The 20,559-nt window shown below is 43.7% G+C and carries 19 protein-coding genes; all 19 read left to right on the forward strand.

The genetic code is table 11. The features are described from left to right. Nucleotides 1-260 precede the first annotated feature (260 nt). Nucleotides 261-2,744 carry a stage II sporulation protein E gene (gene spoIIE, locus GJU40_RS12680; RefSeq protein ID WP_154308164.1) on the forward strand — a complete coding sequence of 828 codons (2,484 nt, stop codon included), beginning with the start codon at nt 261-263 and terminating at the stop codon, nt 2,742-2,744. A 158-nt stretch (nt 2,745-2,902) separates the two neighbouring features. Next, complete coding sequence (locus GJU40_RS12685) at nt 2,903-3,643, forward strand: VWA domain-containing protein (RefSeq protein ID WP_154308166.1); 741 nt, start codon at nt 2,903-2,905, stop codon at nt 3,641-3,643. Next, a complete protein-coding gene (locus GJU40_RS12690) occupies nt 3,624-4,595 on the forward strand; it encodes a protein kinase domain-containing protein (protein ID WP_154308168.1) in 972 nt (323 codons plus the stop codon). Before GJU40_RS12685 ends, GJU40_RS12690 begins: the two co-directional genes overlap by 20 nt. Nucleotides 4,596-4,671: 76 nt before the next feature. After that, complete coding sequence (gene tilS / locus GJU40_RS12695; protein WP_154308170.1) at nt 4,672-6,048, forward strand: tRNA lysidine(34) synthetase TilS; 1,377 nt, start codon at nt 4,672-4,674, stop codon at nt 6,046-6,048. Nucleotides 6,049-6,071: 23 nt separating this feature from the next. After that, the gene (hpt, locus tag GJU40_RS12700; RefSeq protein ID WP_154308172.1) at nt 6,072-6,614 is read left to right on the forward strand and encodes a hypoxanthine phosphoribosyltransferase; all 543 of its coding nucleotides are present in this window, start codon (nt 6,072-6,074) and stop codon (nt 6,612-6,614) included. 99 nt (nt 6,615-6,713) lie between these two features. Further along, complete coding sequence (gene ftsH, locus GJU40_RS12705; RefSeq protein ID WP_154308174.1) at nt 6,714-8,651, forward strand: ATP-dependent zinc metalloprotease FtsH; 1,938 nt, start codon at nt 6,714-6,716, stop codon at nt 8,649-8,651. Nucleotides 8,652-8,821: 170 nt separating this feature from the next. After that, nucleotides 8,822-9,589, forward strand: coding sequence for a type III pantothenate kinase (locus GJU40_RS12710; RefSeq protein ID WP_154308176.1), 768 nt, complete (start codon nt 8,822-8,824; stop codon nt 9,587-9,589). 22 nt (nt 9,590-9,611) lie between these two features. Then, the gene (gene hslO, locus GJU40_RS12715) at nt 9,612-10,490 is read left to right on the forward strand and encodes an Hsp33 family molecular chaperone HslO (protein WP_154308177.1); all 879 of its coding nucleotides are present in this window, start codon (nt 9,612-9,614) and stop codon (nt 10,488-10,490) included. A 78-nt stretch (nt 10,491-10,568) separates the two neighbouring features. Further along, complete coding sequence (locus tag GJU40_RS12720) at nt 10,569-11,453, forward strand: peptidylprolyl isomerase (protein WP_154308179.1); 885 nt, start codon at nt 10,569-10,571, stop codon at nt 11,451-11,453. A 75-nt stretch (nt 11,454-11,528) separates the two neighbouring features. Next, nucleotides 11,529-12,455 (forward strand): cysteine synthase A, encoded by a 927-nt coding sequence (gene cysK, locus GJU40_RS12725; RefSeq protein WP_154308182.1) that lies wholly within the window; start codon nt 11,529-11,531, stop codon nt 12,453-12,455. A gap of 206 nt (nt 12,456-12,661) precedes the next feature. Beyond that, nucleotides 12,662-14,083 carry an anthranilate synthase component I family protein gene (locus GJU40_RS12730; protein WP_154308184.1) on the forward strand — a complete coding sequence of 474 codons (1,422 nt, stop codon included), beginning with the start codon at nt 12,662-12,664 and terminating at the stop codon, nt 14,081-14,083. Between the two features lie 5 nt (nt 14,084-14,088). Further along, on the forward strand, nt 14,089-14,676 hold the full coding sequence (pabA, locus tag GJU40_RS12735) for an aminodeoxychorismate/anthranilate synthase component II (RefSeq protein WP_343031542.1): 588 nt from the start codon (nt 14,089-14,091) through the stop codon (nt 14,674-14,676). A 3-nt stretch (nt 14,677-14,679) separates the two neighbouring features. Further along, complete coding sequence (pabC, locus tag GJU40_RS12740; protein ID WP_154308185.1) at nt 14,680-15,552, forward strand: aminodeoxychorismate lyase; 873 nt, start codon at nt 14,680-14,682, stop codon at nt 15,550-15,552. A 6-nt stretch (nt 15,553-15,558) separates the two neighbouring features. Continuing rightward, the gene (gene folP, locus GJU40_RS12745; protein ID WP_154308188.1) at nt 15,559-16,416 is read left to right on the forward strand and encodes a dihydropteroate synthase; all 858 of its coding nucleotides are present in this window, start codon (nt 15,559-15,561) and stop codon (nt 16,414-16,416) included. Then, nucleotides 16,409-16,771: a dihydroneopterin aldolase gene (gene folB / locus GJU40_RS12750; protein ID WP_343031543.1), complete on the forward strand. Its 363-nt coding sequence runs from the start codon at nt 16,409-16,411 to the stop codon at nt 16,769-16,771. The genes folP and folB overlap by 8 nt, the downstream gene beginning before the upstream one ends. Then, the gene (folK, locus tag GJU40_RS12755) at nt 16,768-17,295 is read left to right on the forward strand and encodes a 2-amino-4-hydroxy-6-hydroxymethyldihydropteridine diphosphokinase (protein ID WP_154308192.1); all 528 of its coding nucleotides are present in this window, start codon (nt 16,768-16,770) and stop codon (nt 17,293-17,295) included. Before folB ends, folK begins: the two co-directional genes overlap by 4 nt. Beyond that, nucleotides 17,247-17,456 carry a helix-turn-helix domain-containing protein gene (locus GJU40_RS12760; protein WP_154308194.1) on the forward strand — a complete coding sequence of 70 codons (210 nt, stop codon included), beginning with the start codon at nt 17,247-17,249 and terminating at the stop codon, nt 17,454-17,456. Before folK ends, GJU40_RS12760 begins: the two co-directional genes overlap by 49 nt. Before the next feature lie 17 nt (nt 17,457-17,473). Further along, on the forward strand, nt 17,474-18,475 hold the full coding sequence (gene dusB / locus GJU40_RS12765) for a tRNA dihydrouridine synthase DusB (RefSeq protein ID WP_154308196.1): 1,002 nt from the start codon (nt 17,474-17,476) through the stop codon (nt 18,473-18,475). Nucleotides 18,476-18,582: 107 nt separating this feature from the next. Then, nucleotides 18,583-20,088, forward strand: coding sequence for a lysine--tRNA ligase (lysS, locus tag GJU40_RS12770; protein WP_154308197.1), 1,506 nt, complete (start codon nt 18,583-18,585; stop codon nt 20,086-20,088). Nucleotides 20,089-20,559: the final 471 nt, after the last annotated feature.

The following is a 20,559-nucleotide window of genomic DNA, read 5'->3' on the forward strand; positions in this document are numbered from 1 at the left end:
ATCAGCCCCGCCAATTGACGGGGCTTTTCTTTATAGAGATATCCTGATATGCACCATGGCAGCTCTTAAAAACAGCCTCCAGTAGAGACTTTTACAGTTTTCGTCATTTCCTCCTGAAAAGAGATATTCCGTCCTCTCATTTGCCGGTTTGGTAGAAACCAGTCGAACTCTTTTTGAGAACTGCAACTTGTTTTGACAAATTCTCCTTCAGCCCTTCTTTATAATAACAAACAACTAAAAGTTTTTGAGGGGGAAGCAGAATGGAAAAAGTAGAGAGAGAGTTAATGGAGCCGGGGTTGAGTATGGAGAAAACAAAGGAATATATGAACCGGGGGTACCAGAGAATGTTGGGCCGGCTTCAGCTGCTGTTCTTTCATAAAGGCTTGATCTACCTTATTATCGGTTTTTTACTGGGACGAGCCCTTATTTTGACGGAAATCATTCCTTTTGCTGTTCCTTTTTTCAGTGCAGTCCTCTTGATGAAGAAGGATAAAGCTCCTCTTGCCGCACTATCACTCATTGCAGGAAGCCTGACAATTTCTCCTCAACTCGCACTTCTAACATTCTCTTCAGTTGTATTCTTTTTAATGTTTAATAAAGTCTGCAGCTACTTTATAAAAGACAAGGTGAAGACTCTTCCCTTTGTGGTTCTGGCTACCATGGCAGTTTCACGGCTGGGCTATACATTTTTATATGCGGGAGAGCTGATGACTTATGATTATATGATGGCTGGAGTGGAGGCGGGCCTTGCCTTTATCCTGACCCTTATCTTTCTGCAAAGTATTCCGCTTATTTCTGCACGTAAATTTAGAAGCAGTTTAAAAGTTGAAGAAATTATCTGCATTATGATCCTCATGGCATCCGTCTTAACAGGCTTGGTAGGTGTATCCTATCAAGGTCTTCAAGCGGAACATGTTTTTTCCCGCTATATCATTCTTCTATTTGCTTTCATAGGAGGCTCCAGCATCGGCTGTACCGTAGGTGTTGTGACCGGCCTTATCCTCGGCCTCGCCAATGTGGGGAATCTTTATCAAATGAGCCTGCTTGCCTTTTCCGGACTGCTGGGAGGCCTTTTAAAAGAAGGAAGAAAGATTGGTGCGGCAGCCGGCCTTCTAATTGGATCGCTCCTGATCTCTCTCTATGGAGAAGGATCAGCCGATATGATGAAAAATCTGATGGAATCATTAATTGCCATCACGCTGTTTTTGCTCACGCCTAAGAGTATTACAGCCAAGCTTGCCAAGCACATTCCCGGAACCGCTGAACATTCTCAGGAACAGCAGCAGTACGTTCGGAAAATCAGGGATGTAACCTCTCAGCGGGTTGATCAATTTTCAAAAGTGTTTTATGCGCTTTCAGAAAGCTTTGCAACCTTTTATGAGAAAAATGAGGACAAGGAAAATCTGCACATAGAAACTGATACGTTCTTGAGTGCTGTGACAGAACGATCCTGTCAAAATTGTTATAAAAAAGAGAAGTGCTGGGTGCAGAACTTTGATACAACCTATGATCTCATGAAGCAGATTATGCATGAATCTGAGGAAAACACCTATTTTTCCAACAGAAGGCTGAGATCAGATCTGCAGAAGCACTGTTCAAAGGCCAAGCAGGTTGAGGAAGTTTTTGAACAGGAAATGAACCTGTTTCAATCCAATATAAAGCTGAAGCAGCAAGTGGAGGACAGCAGAAAGCTTGTTGCCGAGCAGCTGCTGGGAGTCTCTCAGGTAATGGAGGACTTTTCAAAGGAAATCAAAAAGGAGCGGGAAAATCATTTTGTGCAAGAAGAACAAATTATTGATGCTCTGCAGAATTTCGGTATAGAAATCGGGCATGTAGAAGTCTACAGCCTGGATCCGGGCAGCGTTGATATTGAAATGAGCATTCCGTTTTGCAATGGGCACGGTGAGTGCGAAAAGATTATCGCGCCTATGCTGTCTGATATATTGGAAGAATCAATCATTGTAAAGCAGGAGGAATGCGGCTGCTACCCTAATGGTTACTGCCACGTGTCGTTTGGTTCGACCAGGAGATATAAGGTGGAAACAGGCGTCGCCCATGCTGCTAAAGGGGGAGGACTTGTCTCCGGAGACAGCTACTCAACAATTGATCTTGGTGTAGGAAAATACGCTGTGGCGATCAGCGATGGAATGGGCAATGGTGTACGGGCTCATTTTGAAAGCAATGAAACCATTAAGCTGCTTGAAAAAATACTTCAGTCCGGCATTGATGAGAAGGTTGCCATTAAAACAGTCAACTCTATTCTGTCATTGCGGACAACGGATGAAATGTACTCTACGCTGGATCTTGCCATCATAGACTTGCAGGATGCCAACTGCAAGTTTCTCAAGATAGGCTCCACCCCGAGCTTTGTTAAGAGGGGAGATAAAATCTATAAAATTCAAGCCAGCAATCTTCCGATAGGAATCCTGGACGAGGTTGATGTGGAGGTTGTCGGAGAGCAGCTGAAGCCTGGAGATCTGCTGATCATGATGAGCGACGGCATCTTTGAAGGGCCGAAGCATATTGAAAACCATGATTTGTGGATGAAGAGAAAAATAAAAGAGCTTGAAACGAGCGAGCCGCAGGAAATAGCAGATTTGATTATGGAGGAAGTAATCAGAACTAGATCAGGCAAAATTGAGGATGACATGACGATTGTTGTATCAAGTATCCAGCATAATACGCCTAAATGGGCATCTATACCCGTCGATTCCTACTATAAAAGCGGAAAGGTCGTTTCATAATCGGAAAGCCGGGGGGATAGTCTCCCTCCCCGGGGCAGCAGCGTCTTAGTTACAATCAGCATAGCTTGAAAATGGGCATGATGAAAATAAGAGTCTTAGTATAAAAATTGCTCTATCTGGTGAGGATGGTAATACCTTAAGCGGATGGAGGGAGAAGCATGAGAAGAGGAAATGTAAAGCAAATTTTACTGATTACTGATGGCTGTTCCAATCATGGAGAAGATCCAGTTGCGATGGCAGCGCTCGCTGCAGCACAAAATATCACTGTGAATGTCATTGGGGTGATGGATGAAACTGTTATGGATCAGGAAGCGATGAATGAAATCGAAAATATAGCAAGTTCAGGAAACGGGGTAAGCCAGGTTGTTTATGCACAGCAGCTGTCTCATACAGTGCAGATGGTCACAAGAAAAGCGATGACTCAAACACTTCAGGGAGTAGTAAACAAGGAGCTTCAGCAGATACTTGGGAAGAAGGTATCTATGGAAGAGCTGCCGCCTGAACAGCGGGGAGAGGTTATGGAGGTAGTTGACGAGCTTGGAGAGACAGTTGCACTTGAAATCCTCATACTGGTCGACCTGAGTGCAAGCATGAAACCTAAGCTCCCCACTGTAAAAGAGGCTTTGCTGGACTTATCAATCAGCCTGAATTCCAGAATTGGAGATAACGAGTTTTCTGTATCAATATTTCCTGGGAAAAAAGACGAAACAGAATGCATTCTGGATTGGACGCCGAGACTGCAGTCATTGTCGTCTATCTTTCCCAAGCTGACTACAGGAGGGCTTACACCGACAGGACCTGCCATTAGAGCAGCATTGCAATCTTTTAAGACTGGAAGCAGCAGGCTGAGAGAGTCTTATAGAGATGAGGAAGGCTTTTATGATGAAACAGGAGTTTAACATTACTCCTGGAACTGTTATAAGTGGAAAGTGGCACGGAGAAACCTACCGGGTAATCACACTTTTAGGGAAAGGAGCAAACGGAACCGTCTATCTTGCAGAAGGAAGGAGAGGCTTGTCAGCTCTGAAAATCAGCAGCAACAGCATGTCCATCACTTCAGAAGTGAACGTTCTAAAGCATTTTTCCAAGGTCCGGGGGTCTTCTCTTGGACCTTCTTTGTTTGATACGGATGACTGGGTGCCCCGGCAGGGTGTGAAAGCAATCCCTTTTTATGCGATGGAATACATCAGGGGCGAGCTGTTTTTAGATTTTTTACAGAAAAAAGGGCAGGAGTGGACAATTGTCCTTGCTATACAGCTGTTGTTCAGTCTGGAAACTCTTCATAAAGCCGGCTGGATATTCGGTGACCTGAAGCCTGAGAATCTCATTGTGACGGATAAGCCGACGAAAATCAGATGTATAGATGTGGGAGGAACGACTCAGGCAGGCAGAGCAGTAAAAGAGTTTACGGAATTTTTTGATAGAGGGTACTGGGGCCTCGGTGACAGAAAAGCAGAGCCTTCCTATGATTTATTTGCCGTAGCGATGGTTGTGATTAACGCAGCCTATCCCAGGAGGTTTACTAAAAAAGAAGGAACAGGCGGAAAGGAACAGCTTTACGAAGCGATTCGCCAGAACAGCTTCTTAAAACAGTATAAAGTGGTTTTGTCCAAAGCAATAATGGGCAAATATATAAGTGCTGAAGAGATGAGGCTGGATTTCATTGCAGCTTCACAGCTGCACCAAAGCAATACTGAGCCTGCTTCTGAGAAAATGAGCAAGCACCCCGGCAGACAGAAGACAAGGAAAAGGAAAAGAAGAAGTGTTCTGCTTGGACTTGTCGAGACTGCGATTATTGTAATTGGAATTTTTATTTTATATTCCCTTTATGTATATCACTATCTGCTTTAGCTTCTCAGTAGGCATAACCTATAAAAAGTGTTAGGATGATGTTTATAGTTTTGGTTGTTATAAGGACGGATAAAACATGGACAGTTTTTATGAATTTATAAACCGCAATTCGCTGATACTTCCCTTCTCCACCATTACAGTCGGCGTTTCAGGAGGGCCTGATTCACTTGCTCTGCTGCATCTGCTTGCAGAAATGAGAACCCGGAAGAATTTGAAGCTGGCAGCGGTTCATCTCGATCACATGTTCCGGGGAGAAGAATCTGAAAGGGAGATGAATTTTGTTATCTCTTTTTGCAAGAAACTTCAAATTCCCTGTGAAGCAAAACAAGTTGATGTAAAAGCATATCAGGAGGCCCGCGGACTGAGTTCCCAGGTTGCAGCGAGAGAGTGCAGATATGCTTTTTATAAGGAAGCGATGGAAAAGCATGGAGCCGGCTTTCTGGCACTGGGCCACCATGCGGATGATCAGGTGGAAACCATTTTGATGAGATTGGCGAGAGGGAGTACAGGAGAGGGAACTGCAGGTATTCCGGTATCCCGTTCCTTTCATAATGGAGTGCTGATCCGGCCGCTGCTTGGAACGCCGAAGAGTGACATTCTCTCTTACTGTGAAGAGCATGGTCTTCAGCCGCGGTTTGATCCCAGCAATGATTCTGACACTTATACAAGAAACAGATTCAGGCAGATCGTTTTGCCATTTTTAAAGCAGGAAAATCCCCGTGTACATGAAAGATTTCAGCACTTCAGTGAAAATCTCAGAGAAGATGAAGCTTATTTGGAGGCATTAACAGAAAAAGAGCTACATAAAGTATTCAAAAGAAAAGGGAAGCATGAAGCTGAGCTGGATAGCACAGGTTTTAATAACATGGCTTCGCCTTTACAAAGAAGAGCGATTCAACTAATATTAAACTATCTTTATAAACAGGTTCCGCCATCTATATCTTCTATACATATTGAGAAATTGCGCGCGCTGATTTCTCAAAAACATCCTTCCGGTTCTCTGGATTACCCAAAAGGTTTAAAGGTGATAAAATCATACCAGAAATGTTTGTTTACATTTGAGCAAGAAAAGCACACTCCCTTTATGAAAGAGCTTTCTGTCCCAGGAATAATGGATCTGGAAAATGGGTATCAGATAATAGCTGAATTGAAGTCCAATTATTTGGAAAGAAGCAATTTTTCTATTACAATGAACCCTGAGTCCATTAGCTTGCCGCTTGTAATCAGATCCAGGAAACAGGGAGACAAAATGAAATTAATGGGCATGAATGGATCAAAGAAAGTGAAAGATATATTTATTAATGAAAAGATTCCCATTCACAAAAGAGAAAGCTGGCCTATTGTTGAAGATGCGGAAGGCAATATAGTCTGGATTCCTGGTTTGAAAAAATCAGCCTTTGCAGTGAGTGATCCAAAGGGTGAAAATATCGTATTACACTATCAAATGCAATGATCTTCTAGGGGGCTAATAAGCAAATGAGGCAAGATATCGAAAAGGTTTTAATTTCTGATGAAGAAATTCAGCGAAAAGTGAAAGAGCTCGGCGGAGTTCTGACTGCTGAGTACAAAGAGAAATTCCCGCTTGTGATAGGCGTCCTGAAAGGTGCCATGCCGTTCATGGGCGACCTGATCAAACATATTGATACATATCTGGAAATGGACTTTATGGATGTATCAAGTTACGGAACAGCCATGGTCTCTTCTGGAGAAGTAAAGATTCTGAAAGATCTGGATACCTCCGTTGAAGGCAGGGACATCCTGATCATTGAGGATATCATCGACAGCGGATTGACTCTCAGCTACCTGGTTGAATTGTTCCGCTACAGAAAGGCTAAATCCATTAAGATCGTAACACTTCTTGATAAGCCTTCCGGCCGGAAAGCGGATATTAAAGCAGATTATGTCGGCTTTGAGGTTCCGGATGCTTTTGTAGTAGGTTACGGACTGGATTATATTGAAAAGTACCGCAATCTTCCATATATCGGTGTACTGAAGCCTGAAGTGTATCAAAATAACTAATGTGGACAATCTGTGAGCAAACTGCTAATTTCTTGTATTGGAATGATTTACTATGATACTATTTAATATAGTTGTGTTGACAGTGGGAGGAGGTAAGGAATGAATAAGGTCTTCCGTAATACAATATTTTATTTACTTATTTTTCTAGTGGTTATTGGTATTTTCAGCTTTTTTAACGGTAACAATCCTAAAACTGAACCAATGACTTACAGCCAATTCATTTCCCATTTGGAAAATGGAGACGTTGAAACGATAGATGTCCAGCCTGTCGGCGGTGTTTACGAAGTAAGAGGCCAGCTGCAGGGTTACGACAACGACCAGTACTTTTTGACGCATATTCCTGACCAGCAGGGTATGGCCAGGGTGGATGCAGCGGCTCAGAATACAAACGTTATTTTCGAACCCGCTGAAGAAACCAGTGGATGGGTGACATTCTTTACGTCAATCATTCCATTTGTTATCATCTTTATCTTGTTCTTCTTCTTGCTGAATCAGGCTCAGGGCGGCGGAAGCCGTGTCATGAACTTTGGAAAAAGCAAAGCGAAGCTCTACAGTGAAGAAAAGAAGAAAGTGAAATTTAAAGATGTTGCAGGTGCGGACGAAGAGAAGCAGGAGCTTGTGGAAGTGGTTGATTTCCTTAAAGATCCTCGAAAGTTCTCTGAACTTGGTGCGAGAATTCCAAAAGGCGTTCTGCTTGTTGGACCTCCTGGTACCGGTAAAACATTGCTTGCAAGGGCAGTAGCAGGGGAAGCGGGAGTACCGTTTTTCTCCATCAGTGGTTCTGACTTTGTAGAAATGTTTGTGGGTGTCGGTGCATCCCGTGTTCGTGACCTTTTTGAGAATGCAAAAAAGAATGCTCCTTGTATTATCTTTATAGATGAAATTGATGCTGTCGGCCGCCAGCGTGGTGCAGGCCTTGGAGGCGGACACGATGAGCGCGAGCAGACTCTTAACCAGCTTTTGGTTGAAATGGACGGCTTTAGTGCCAATGAAGGAATTATCATTGTCGCTGCGACAAACCGCCCTGACATTTTGGACCCTGCTTTGCTGCGTCCCGGACGTTTTGACAGACAAATCACTGTTGACCGCCCTGATGTTAACGGACGTGAGGCAGTTCTGAGAGTTCATGCCAGAAATAAGCCGCTTGAAGATACGGTCGATCTGAAAGCAATCGCTGCAAGAACACCTGGTTTTTCCGGTGCAGACCTTGAAAACCTTTTGAATGAGGCAGCGCTCGTCGCGGCCCGCCGCAACAAGAAGATGGTTGATATGCTTGACATTGACGAAGCGACAGACCGTGTCATCGCTGGTCCTGCCAAGAAAAGCCGTGTTGTTTCCAAAAAGGAAAGAAACATTGTTGCTTATCATGAGGCAGGGCATACAGTGATTGGACTGATACTTGATGAAGCAGAGATGGTGCACAAGGTAACAATTGTTCCAAGGGGCCAGGCAGGCGGATATGCTGTTATGCTTCCTAAGGAAGACCGCTACTTTATGACCAAGCCGGAGCTTCTTGATAAAATTGTAGGATTGCTTGGAGGCCGTGTGGCTGAAGAGATTGTTTTCGGTGAAGTCAGTACGGGAGCGCATAATGACTTTCAGCGCGCGACCGGCATTGCACGCCGTATGGTAACTGAGTTTGGGATGTCTGACAAACTTGGACCTCTTCAATTCGGCCAGTCTCAAGGAGGGCAGGTTTTCCTTGGACGTGATATTCACAATGAGCAAAACTACAGTGATGCAATTGCTTATGAAATTGATCTTGAAATTCAACGCTTTATTAAAGACAGCTATGAGCGTGCCAAACAGATTCTTACTGATAACCGCGACAAGCTGGAACTGATTGCTACTACCCTGCTGGAAGTTGAGACGTTGGATGCGCACCAAATTAAGCATTTATCAGACCACGGAAAGCTGCCGGAACGGCCGGTAACTGCAGCTCCCAAAGAGGGAGACAAGGATGATGTGAAAGTGAACATCCAGCCTAAAAAGGATGATTCTGCTGTCAGCACGTCTGATTCTGAAGAAAATAAATAAGCGAAAACGCCGAAGTCTCTTCGGCGTTTTTTTTATAGGTGAAAAAGAACAGCTTATAAGTTCAGGACATAGTGTGTTCCCCTCTTGCCAGAGGTTAATTTCTTTCAATTACTGATAGAAATTGTGTTATGATGGGTGCAGAATAAATGACAAGCTAAAAGGTGATAAGAATGATACTAGTATTGGATGTAGGGAATACAAACACAGTATTAGGAGTATACAAAGATACAGAACTAAAACATCATTGGCGAATGGAAACAAGCCGAAATAAAACAGAAGATGAATTTGGCATGTTCATTAAATCCCTCTTTGAACATGTGAATATTCGTTTTACAGATATCACTGGCATTATTATTTCTACTGTTGTACCACCCATCATGTATGCATTGGAAAGAATGTGCCATAAGTATTTTCATCAAAAGCCGCTTATAGTAGGTCCTGGAATCAAGACTGGACTGGATATTAAATACGAAAACCCGAAGGAAGTGGGTGCAGACCGCATCGTCAATGCAGTTGCGGGCATTCATCAATACGGGGGATCTTTAATTATCGTTGATTTCGGCACAGCCACAACATATTGCTATATTAATGAACATTCACAATATATGGGCGGAGCCATCGCCCCTGGAATCAATATTTCAACTGAAGCGCTCTATACAAAAGCCGCAAAGCTTCCGAGAATTGAAATCAACAGGCCTGACCATGTGATTGGAAAGAATACTGTCAGTGCGATGCAGGCAGGTATTCTCTTCGGTTATGTTGGCCAAGTTGAGGGAATTGTAAGAAGGATGAAAGAGCATGCAAAAGAAACCCCTAAGGTTATCGCTACAGGAGGACTCGCGCCCTTGATTGCAGACGAATCAAGCGTGATTGATGCTGTTGAGCCGTTCTTGACCTTAAAGGGACTTCAATTAATTTATGAAAGAAACAACAGCTAAAGATACGGAGGAGACTTCATACATGGATTATTTAATCAAAGCGCTGGCTTTTGACGGACAAGTTAGAGCTTACGCTGCACTTACAACAGAAACAGTTGGCGAAGCCCAAAGAAGACATCAGACCTGGCCGACTGCATCAGCTGCGCTGGGAAGAACAATGACAGCAGGCGTCATAATGGGGGCAATGCTGAAAGGTGAAAACAAGCTGACGATTAAAGTTGATGGAGGAGGCCCTATTGGCGCTATTCTCGTAGACAGCAATGCAAAAGGCGAAGTAAGAGGGTATGTCACAAATCCGCAAACCCATTTTGAGTTAAATCAGCACGGCAAGCTTGATGTAGCAAGGGCAGTAGGAACGGGCGGAATGCTGTCGGTTGTAAAGGATCTGGGCATGCGTGACCACTTTACTGGACAGGTGCCGATTGAGTCTGGCGAGCTTGGAGAGGATTTTACTTATTACCTTGTTTCTTCAGAACAGGTACCATCTTCAGTAGGAGTAGGCGTTCTGGTGAACCCTGATAACACCATACTGGCTGCAGGCGGATTTATTATCCAGCTTATGCCGGGAACTGAGGATAGGGTCATTGATGAGATTGAAAAAAGGCTGGGTTCTATTGAGCCAATCTCGAAAATGATTGAAAAGGGATTGTCTCCCGAGGAAATTCTTCACGAGGTGCTGGGAAAAGAGAATGTAAAAATTCTTGAGAGCATGCCTGTCAGCTTTCAGTGTCAATGTTCAAAAGAGAGATTTTCAACTGCCGTCATCAGCCTAGGCAGCCAGGAAATAAAAGAGATGATTGAGGAAGACGGTAAAGCTGAAGCGAATTGCCACTTCTGTAATGAGACCTATACCTTTTCTAAGGAAGAACTGGAAGGTTTACTTCAAGAGGCGAAGCGCTAAGCTGCCTCTTCTTTTCATTTTTGAGAGCTGCTAAAAAAGATACTCGCGAAACGAGCTTTCTTTAAAAGGAGATGCGCAATGAAAGCAAAGCATTTATGGTTGATTATTTTCGGCTTGGCTGCGGCTAATGTCCTGTTCATCAGCCTGCTAATCTCAGAAAAATCTGTTCCGGCGTCGGCTCAATTTTCGGATCAGGAAATTGTTGCCTCTATGGACAATGACAGTATTTCAAGAGGAGCATGGCTGCAGGAACTTGAAGATATGTATGGGAAAGAAACGCTTGAAGAAATGATCTCAATAAGGGTGGTCCGATCTCTTGCCAAAAAATACAGCATTGAAGTGCCGGAGGAAGAAATAGAAAGAGAATACAATGTGATTTATGATTTCTATAGAGATACAGACTCTTCCCTTCAGCTCGATAACTTAAGGGAGCAAATAGAGTACAGCATCCTGCTTGAGGAACTTTTGACGAAAGATGTTGAAATACCCGAAGCTGAGCTGAAAGAATTCTATGAGAACCATCGTTCCTCATATGAGGACAGGCATTTCTATCATCTTTCCCACATAGTGTTACATACAAAGGAAGAAGCTGAAACAGCGATCTCAGAATTAAAAAGGGGCTCTGGCTTTTCAGTCCTTGCCAAGGAAAAATCTACAGATGGTTCTACAGCCGGCAAAGGCGGGGATATGGGCTATGCAGCGGCCGAAAAGCTGCCTGAGGAATACTTGCGGGCAATAAAGAGCTTAGAGGACGGAGAGTTTACAGTCACACCCGTCGAAACTTCGGAAGGATTTGCCGTTGTTATGCTGAATGAAGAAAGAAAGGCCGGCAGTACAACTTTTCAAGAAGCACGCAGCAGGATTAGAAGAGAAATTGCCCTGCAGCAAATGGATGGGAATATGGATGCAAAAAAGCTGTGGGAAGAATCCGGGGTTTCCTGGCTGTATGGAGAGAGTAAATAAATTGACAATTCTAAATACGTTTTGGTACATTTGGACTAATACCAATAAAAATACTCGGAAATAGAGGTGGATGGAATGAGTCGTGTAGCTAATTCTATTACAGACCTGATAGGTGAAACTCCTGTCGTCAAATTGAACCGCATTCCTGATGAAAATAGTGCTGACATTTATCTTAAGCTTGAATTTATGAATCCGGGAAGCAGTGTAAAGGATCGGATTGCCTTATCTATGATTGAAGATGCATTCCATAAAGGACACTTGCAGCCAGGAGATACGATTATTGAACCTACCAGCGGCAATACCGGCATCGGCCTGGCAATGGTAGCCGCCGCAAAAGGATTGAAGGCTCTGCTTGTCATGCCTGAAACAATGAGCATGGAGCGCAGAAACCTCCTGCGCGCATATGGTGCTGAACTGATCTTGACGCCAGGAGCCGAAGGAATGAAAGGCGCCATCAAAAAGGCAGAAGAACTTGCAGAGGAAAAAGGTCTTTTTATGCCTCAGCAGTTTAAAAACGAAGCCAACCCGGAAATTCATAAAAACACAACAGGTCCTGAGATTGTGAAACAATTCGAGGAAATCGGGCTCGACGCATTTGTTTCCGGCATTGGAACCGGAGGAACCATTACAGGTGCAGGACAAGTGCTGAAGGAAGCTTTTCCATCTATAAAAATATATGCTGTGGAGCCTTCCGATTCACCTGTATTATCCGGCGGCACCCCGGGACCGCATAAAATTCAGGGAATTGGAGCCGGCTTTGTCCCAAGCATCCTGAAAACTGACATTTATGATGAAGTAATTACAGTAAAAAATGAAGAAGCTTTTGAATATGCGAGAAGAGCAGCGCGGGAGGAAGGCATTCTCGGCGGCATTTCATCCGGAGCGGCTATCTATGCAGCTCTTGAAGTTGCGAAAAAACTTGGGAAAGGCAAAAAAGTTCTTGCTGTTATTCCGAGCAATGGAGAAAGATACTTAAGCACACCACTGTATCAATTTGAGTAAAAAACAACCGGCTGGTTGTTTTTTTTTTGCCTATTTATGGTTGTGAAAAAGCGCCTGCATCAGGTGGGACCGCACACCGCGTTCCTTTCAAGGTTCTGCAGCCGGCTAATATGATAGCCACTTTGTGAAACATCCTGTAGAATATAGACAGGTATTTTGCCTGAAGTAAAGCAGGCAATCAGCATTTCATGACAGGGGTGATATATATGCCTTTCAATCGAGTTCCCATAGGGAAATCAATATCATATAAAAGAGACTTTTTTAAGCAGTATCAGCATTTGAGTCAGCATTCAGATCAGCACGTACTTCTTGAGAGCGGACGAGGCGGAAGATATACAATTGCAGGAATACAGCCTGATTATATTGTAAAAGGCAAAGGCACGGTTCTGGATATTCAGGAAAAAGGGAAAACCTCCACGTTGAACGGTGACATCATCCCCCTTTTCAAAAACTGGTTTTCATCTTTGCGAACCGTTGAGGACAGCAGCCTGCCTGATTTTCAAGGAGGGGCAATCGGTTTCTTCAGCTATGATTGTGTCAGGCACTTTGAAAATCTTCCAGAAATATCCGTCGATGATTTGGACACGCCTGATTTATATTTTTTGATTTTTGACACTGTTGCCGTTTTCGATAAAGAAAAGGAAGAGCTTTGGCTGATTACCCACACTGGAGCAAATATGAATGAAGATGAAGCAAAATCGGTGCTAGAGCTTCATGAGCAGATGTGGACAGAGGAAATCTCTGAGCCTTACGAGCTGCAATGGGAGAGCCCTCAGTCTTCTTTTGCTCCGCAAGCTTTCTCGCCGGAAGACTTTGAGAGGGCTGTAGCCAAAATCCAGAATTATATTGCGGACGGTGATGTGTTTCAGGTGAATTTATCGGTCAGGCAAGCATCTCCACTGACTGTGCATCCACTAAAAGTGTATGAAAAAGTGAGGGAAATCAATCCTTCACCTTATATGGCATATTTTCATGTTCCGGAATATCAGATCGTCAGCGGATCGCCGGAGCTTTTGGTAAAAAGGCAGGGCAGCGTTGTTAGTACGCGGCCGATTGCTGGAACAAGATCGCGCGGTACGGACGAAGCTGAGGACATCCGGCTGTCGAAGGAATTAATTGATAATGAAAAAGAGCGTGCAGAACATGTGATGCTCGTAGATCTGGAGCGCAATGACCTTGGCAGAGTCTGTGAATATGGATCTGTCGAAGTAAATGAATTTATGGTAATTGAAAAATATTCCCATGTGATGCACATTGTTTCCAATGTACAGGGCAGGCTGAAGGAAAACACCGACGAATTTGATGTGATTCAGGCTGTTTTTCCGGGCGGTACTATCACGGGCGCGCCAAAGGTAAGGACCATGGAAATAATTGAGGAATTAGAGCCGACAAGAAGAGGAATTTATACAGGCTCAATCGGCTGGATAGGTTATAATGGAAATATGGAGTTAAACATTGTCATTCGAACAATGTTTGTAAAAGATGGGATGGCATATGTTCAGTCAGGGGCAGGAATCGTAATTGACTCGAACCCCAAGCATGAGCATAAAGAATCTCTGAAGAAAGCAAAGGCAATACTAAAAGCAAAAGAGCTGAGCGAAGCAGAGAAAAATATGAGTATGAGGTGAGCAGAGTGATATTAATGATCGATAACTACGATTCATTTACCTATAACCTGGTTCAACACCTGGGAGAGCTTGGCGAGGAATTGACGGTAAGGAGAAATGATCAAATAGATACTGATGAAATAAAAGAGATGAATCCGGACTATTTAATGATTTCACCAGGTCCCTGCACGCCTAATGAAGCAGGCATCAGCTTAAAAGCGATAGAAGAGTTTGCAGGAAAAATACCCATCTTTGGAGTATGCCTTGGCCATCAGTCTATAGCTCAAGTATTCGGAGGAGATGTCATCAGAGCTGAAAGGCTGATGCACGGCAAAACATCTTCTATCTTTCACGATGGTAAAAGTGTATTCGAAGGACTGCAGCAGCCTTTTACTGCCACCCGCTACCACTCCCTCATTGTAAAGAAAGAAACTCTTCCAGACTGTCTGGAAGTAACGGCGTGGACAGAGGAAGGGGAAATCATGGGGATCAGGCATAAAACACTAGCTGTAGAGGGAGTTCAATTTCACCCGGAGTCTATTATGACTTCCAGCGGCAGGGAGCTGCTCCGAAATTTTATTAGCCGGTACAAGCCTGTGAAAGAAAGTGTGTAGCGGTTGATAATCTACTGTAACGGGGAGTTTGTAGAAGAAAACAAAGCCGTCATTTCGCCTTTTGACCATGGTTACTTATATGGACTCGGTGTATTTGAAACCTTTCGTGTCTACAAAGGCTTCCCTTTTTTAATTGATGACCATGTCAGGCGGCTGAACGACTCAATGGGAATAATCGGAATAGACGCGGCTGTAAACAGACAGGATGTCATGGAAATGATCAAAGAGCTGCTCATTCAAAACGATCTTCTTGAAAAAGATGCGTATGTCCGCTTGAATGTTTCGGCAGGAACACACCCTGTAGGCCTGACTGCCGAAACATATACGGATCCTGTTATTTTGTGTTTTATAAAAGAGATTCCAGAAAACGCTGGTGTTCCTGAAAAAGAGATCAAAATCCTGAATCTGAAAAGAAACACACCTGAAGGACATCAGCGTTTGAAGTCTCATCACTATATGAACAATGTCCTTGCCAAAAGAGAACTCGGCAGCAGAGCCGATCTGGAAGGGGTTTTTCTGACAGAGAATTTCTTTGTTGCGGAGGGCATTGTGTCTAATATTTTCTGGGTAAAAAATGGAGTTGTGTTTACGCCTTCTGTAGAGACGGGCATTTTAAACGGAATTACGAGGCAGTTTATCATAGACGGCCTTGCCTCTGTGAATATCCCGGTTTTTGAAGGCCTTTACCGAAAGGAAGACCTATTGTCAGCGGATGAAATCTTTCTTACAAATTCCATTCAGGAAGTTGTTCCTGTCAGCAAGGCGGAGGGAGCAGTCTTCCCCGGCAGAAATGGGGAGACTGCGAAAGTGTGCCTATCCCTTTATCAAAGATCGAGATTTACCCTCCATTCAAGATTAGAATTCATAAAGGAATGATGCAGCATGATTATCGCGCCGGCCAGCAGCGGCTTTTTGGTCAATTGCGGAGAATACACGCTGAATTTACACAGTAAAACAGCGGTTATGGGTATTTTAAATATCACGCCTGACTCCTTCTCCGATGGCGGACAGTATATGGATCCTAAGCATGCATTAATACATGCAGAAGAGATGGTGAAAAACGGAGCAGATATCATAGATATCGGGGGAGAGTCAACAAGGCCGGGCGCCCTGCCTGTTTCGGAAGAAGAAGAGCTGAAAAGGGTGGTTCCCATTGTATCTCTTCTTTCAGAGCATCTGAAGGTTCCTATCTCTATAGACACATACAAAGCAGAGGTTGCCCGCCAGGCTGTTAATGCGGGTGCCAGCATGATTAATGATGTATGGGGAGGGAAAGCTGATCCCCAGATGCTGACAGTGGCAGCAGCGGCAAAAGTTCCGATTGTTCTCATGCACAACAGGCAGGAAAGGGATTATCATGATCTGATTGAGGATATGGTAACAGATTTGAATGAAAGTGTGAAACTGGCCAAGTCTGCTGGAGTGATGGATGAACATATCATTTTAGATCCCGGTATCGGATTTGCCAAAAATTTTGAAGACAATCTTATAGTGATGAGAAATCTTGAGGTATTCTCTTCTCTCGGCTATCCGGTTCTGCTTGGAACTTCGCGCAAAAGGTTTATCGGCACTGTGTTAGGAACAGAGCCGGATGAACGGATGGAAGGTACAGGAGCTACTGTATGCATGGGCATTCAGAAAGGCTGCAGTATTGTCAGAGTTCATGATGTTCTGGAGATCGCAAGAATGGCAAAAATGATGGATGCTATGTTAGGGAAAGGGGATGTTTCCAATCGATAAAATAGTAGTGGATGGAATGGAGTTTTACGGCTACCACGGTGTATATAAAGAAGAAAATAAACTTGGCCAGCGGTTTAGAGCTGATGTGACGGTAGAGACAGATTTGAAAAAAGCAGGTGAAACAGATGACCTCGCTTTTACAGTCAATTATGCCGACATCTATAAAATTTGCAGAGACATTATCGAAGGTAAGCCGTACAAGCTTGTTGAAGCTGCGGCGGAAGCAATTTCCCGAAAAATTCTGGACTCTTTTCCATCCGTTCAGTACTGTACCATCAAACTGATTAAGCCGGATCCGCCGATTCCCGGTTATTATAAAGAGGTAGCGGTGGTCATAAGGAGAGGGAGAGAATGAACCACTCCGTATTCCTGGCGCTGGGCTCTAATATTGAAGACAGAGAACAGCATTTAGCCTCAGCTGTAAAAAAACTCGCGAACCATGAGAGTATAAGAGTAACAAAAATTTCTTCAATCTATGAAACTGATCCTGTAGGCTATACGGATCAAGGGAAGTTTCTCAACCAGGTCATACAAATTAAGACTGATTTGTCAGCGTTAGAATTGCTTTCAGAAACTCAGGAGATTGAAGCATCACTTGGAAGAAAAAGAGAAATAAAATGGGGCCCTCGAACGTTAGACCTTGACATTTTGCTCTATAATCATGAAAATATTGAAACAGAGACATTAAAAGTTCCGCATCCAAGAATGCTGGAACGTTCTTTTGTGCTTATTCCTCTGGCTGAGGTGGCACCAGAGCTTCAGTTGCCTCAAAATCATGTTAAGATAACAGATACTTTAGATAAATTAATAGATAAAAAAGGGGTACGCATATGGAAGCAGAAAAATGGGGAAGACGGATCCGTGCTTACAGAAAGCTGAAAGGCTATACACAAGAATCATTTGCTAAGGATTTGGGTGTATCCGTTTCTGTGCTGGGAGAAGTTGAAAGGGGAAATAGGCTTCCGAGTGATGATTTCTTATTGGAAGTAGCCAGTGCACTGAATGTATCCGTTAAAGAGCTGGCTCCGCCTGATAACTGAAAAAAGGAGGTGCTGCATTGTTTCATATAGGTGATATAGAAATAAAAAACAAAGTTGTCCTTGCTCCTATGGCTGGAGTCTGCAATTCTGCATTCCGCCTGACTGTGAAGGAATTTGGCGCAGGCCTGGTGTGCGCCGAAATGGTAAGCGATAAAGCCATTCTTTTTAAAAATGCCAAAACAATGAATATGCTGTATATTGATGAACGCGAAAAACCGTTAAGCCTGCAGATCTTTGGCGGCGAAAAAGAAACGCTCGTAGAGGCTGCTAAATTCGTAGATAAACATACAACAGCGGATATTATTGATATCAATATGGGCTGCCCGGTTCCCAAGATTACCAAATGTGATGCTGGGGCAAAGTGGCTGCTGGATCCCAATAAAATTTATGACATGGTTTCAGCCGTTGCTTCCGAAGTCGATAAACCAGTGACTGTGAAAATGCGTATTGGCTGGGATGACGAACATATTTTCGCAGTGGATAATGCCCGTGCTGTAGAAGCTGCCGGCGGCAAAGCAATTGCTCTTCACGGCCGTACCCGTGTTCAAATGTATGAAGGGACAGCCAACTGGGATATTATTAAAGAAGTAAAGCAATCCGTTGGAATACCTGTCATGGGTAACGGTGACGTACAGACTCCTCAGGATGCAAAGCGCATGCTGGATGAAACGGGTGTTGATGGCGTCATGATCGGACGTGCAGCTCTCGGAAATCCCTGGATGATCTACCGTACTGTGCAATACCTGGAACACGGCAAATTGATTGATGAACCGTCAGTTCGTGATAAGATGGATGTTTGCAAGCTTCACCTTGACCGGCTGATTGCCCTCAAAGGAGAGAATGTTGCCGTCCGCGAGATGAGAAAGCATGCTGCATGGTACCTTAAGGGAACGCGGGGAAATGCGACAGTCCGAAACTCGGTAAATGATTGCAATACTAGAAATGACATGGTTTCTTTACTAGACGAATTCGTTCTTGAAATAGAAGCAAAGCAGCAGAGCAATGCTCAAGCAGGATAAGAGAGCTGTGCAATCTCCTTAGATAAACCCCCATTGTTCCTGCTGCCAGCTAAGCTGGCAGTTTTTCTGCATTTTTTTTGATAATAACCTAAAACGGAGTGATATACATGAGCCAAGAAGAGTTGAATAGCGGCCAGGAAGAGTTAAATGATCAGCTGAAAGTAAGAAGAGAAAAACTATATACTTTGCGCGAACAGGGATTGGATCCATTCGGAAAACGCTTTGAAAGATCAGCCCAAACAGCTGATTTGCTGAAAGAATACGGCGAGGTAAGCAAAGAAGAGCTTGAAGAAAAAGCCATTTCCGTTACAATTGCGGGAAGAATTATGACGAAGCGCGGAAAAGGAAAAGCCGGCTTTGCACATGTGCAGGATCTCTCAGGCCAGGTTCAGATTTATGTTCGCAAGGATTCAGTCGGGGAAGAGCAATATGAAATCTTCAACTCCGCAGATCTGGGAGACATTGTTGGCATAAATGGTGAAGTGTTTAAAACAAAAGTAGGAGAGCTTTCCGTGAAGGCAACCTCTTTTGAGCTTCTAACAAAAGCGCTCCGCCCGCTTCCTGACAAATATCATGGTTTGAAAGACATCGAACAGCGCTATCGTCAGCGGTACCTTGATTTGATCATGAACCAGGACAGCAAGGATACGTTTATTATGCGAAGCAAAATCATTCAGTCCATGAGACGCTACCTCGATGATCAAGGCTACCTGGAAGTAGAAACTCCGACTATGCACACCATCCCTGGGGGAGCATCAGCCCGTCCCTTCGTGACCCATCATAATGCACTGGACATGTCCCTTTATATGAGGATTGCAATTGAACTTCATTTAAAGCGGCTGATCGTCGGCGGTATGGAAAAAGTATATGAAATTGGCCGCGTATTCCGTAACGAGGGAATTTCCACAAGGCATAACCCTGAGTTCACGATGATTGAGCTTTATGAAGCTTATGCTGACTATGAAGATATCATGAAGCTGACAGAAAACGTTATTGCCCACATTGCCAAAGAAGTGACAGGCTCATCTGTCGTTCAGTATGGAGACTACGAAGTAAACCTTGAACCTCAATGGACAAGACTTCATATGGTAGATGCTATTAAGGAAGAAACAGGAGCCGACTTCTGGAAAGAACTGAGCGTGGAAGAGGCGAGGGAACTTGCTGCCGAGCACGGTGTTGAAGTTGGAAAGAACATGGAGGTTGGCCATATTATCAATGAATTCTTTGAGCAAAAAGTCGAAGAAAAACTGATACAGCCTACTTTCATTTACGGCCACCCGGTTGAAATCTCTCCGCTTGCCAAAAAGAATGACAGCGATCCAAGATTCACGGACCGTTTTGAATTGTTTATCGTAGCAAGGGAGCATGCAAATGCGTTCACTGAGCTTAACGATCCTATTGATCAGAAGGAACGCTTTGAAGCTCAGCTAAAAGAGCGAGAGCAGGGCAATGACGAAGCCCATATGATGGATGAAGACTTTATTGAAGCATTAGAGTACGGAATGCCTCCAACAGGCGGACTTGGAATCGGAATAGACCGTCTGGTGATGCTTTTGACGAACTCGCCATCCATTAGAGATGTACTGCTTTTCCCTCATATGAGACACCGTTAAATGAAACGAATAACATCCTTTCACAGCGAAGGGATGTTTTTATTTTTTAATAAACTTCAGTAAGCATCGCTGTATTTATGAACCGTGCCGTGAACTGGCTTGGCTCCAGTGCTGTGTTTTGCACAAAAGCGCTATGACTGAAGCACACCTTCTGGAAGCTTCCATTCCTTGAAAATAAATATTTCAGAAAAACATCTTGCTCTTTGTACCGCAGGGTGGTATATTAATATTCGTTGCTGAAAAAACAGCACAGCAATATCAAAACAGCTTATCAATAACAGTTAAAAAAGTTGTTGACATCGTCAATAACAATATGTTATGATAATAAAGTTGCTATAAATGATCTTTGAAAACTAAACAAAGCAGAACGTCAACGTTAAATCTAGTTTTAAAATTTTTACTATGAGCAAGTCAAACAATCTTATTGGAGAGTTTGATCCTGGCTCAGGACGAACGCTGGCGGCGTGCCTA

The sequence above is a fragment of the Metabacillus lacus genome, assembly GCF_009674805.1.
GTDB lineage: Bacteria > Bacillota > Bacilli > Bacillales > Bacillaceae > Metabacillus_C > Metabacillus_C lacus.

What these genes read in the sequence shown, in the direction of transcription:
- spoIIE (WP_154308164.1), top strand. Translation starts at nt 261, where the DNA reads ATGGAAAAAGTAGAGAGAGAGTTAATGGAGCCGGGGTTGAGTATGGAG.
- GJU40_RS12685 (WP_154308166.1), top strand. Translation starts at nt 2,903, where the DNA reads ATGAGAAGAGGAAATGTAAAGCAAATTTTACTGATTACTGATGGCTGT.
- GJU40_RS12690 (WP_154308168.1), top strand. Translation starts at nt 3,624, where the DNA reads ATGATGAAACAGGAGTTTAACATTACTCCTGGAACTGTTATAAGTGGA.
- tilS (WP_154308170.1), top strand. Translation starts at nt 4,672, where the DNA reads ATGGACAGTTTTTATGAATTTATAAACCGCAATTCGCTGATACTTCCC.
- hpt (WP_154308172.1), top strand. Translation starts at nt 6,072, where the DNA reads ATGAGGCAAGATATCGAAAAGGTTTTAATTTCTGATGAAGAAATTCAG.
- ftsH (WP_154308174.1), top strand. Translation starts at nt 6,714, where the DNA reads ATGAATAAGGTCTTCCGTAATACAATATTTTATTTACTTATTTTTCTA.
- GJU40_RS12710 (WP_154308176.1), top strand. Translation starts at nt 8,822, where the DNA reads ATGATACTAGTATTGGATGTAGGGAATACAAACACAGTATTAGGAGTA.
- hslO (WP_154308177.1), top strand. Translation starts at nt 9,612, where the DNA reads ATGGATTATTTAATCAAAGCGCTGGCTTTTGACGGACAAGTTAGAGCT.
- GJU40_RS12720 (WP_154308179.1), top strand. Translation starts at nt 10,569, where the DNA reads ATGAAAGCAAAGCATTTATGGTTGATTATTTTCGGCTTGGCTGCGGCT.
- cysK (WP_154308182.1), top strand. Translation starts at nt 11,529, where the DNA reads ATGAGTCGTGTAGCTAATTCTATTACAGACCTGATAGGTGAAACTCCT.
- GJU40_RS12730 (WP_154308184.1), top strand. Translation starts at nt 12,662, where the DNA reads ATGCCTTTCAATCGAGTTCCCATAGGGAAATCAATATCATATAAAAGA.
- folP (WP_154308188.1), top strand. Translation starts at nt 15,559, where the DNA reads ATGATTATCGCGCCGGCCAGCAGCGGCTTTTTGGTCAATTGCGGAGAA.
- folK (WP_154308192.1), top strand. Translation starts at nt 16,768, where the DNA reads ATGAACCACTCCGTATTCCTGGCGCTGGGCTCTAATATTGAAGACAGA.
- GJU40_RS12760 (WP_154308194.1), top strand. Translation starts at nt 17,247, where the DNA reads ATGGAAGCAGAAAAATGGGGAAGACGGATCCGTGCTTACAGAAAGCTG.
- lysS (WP_154308197.1), top strand. Translation starts at nt 18,583, where the DNA reads ATGAGCCAAGAAGAGTTGAATAGCGGCCAGGAAGAGTTAAATGATCAG.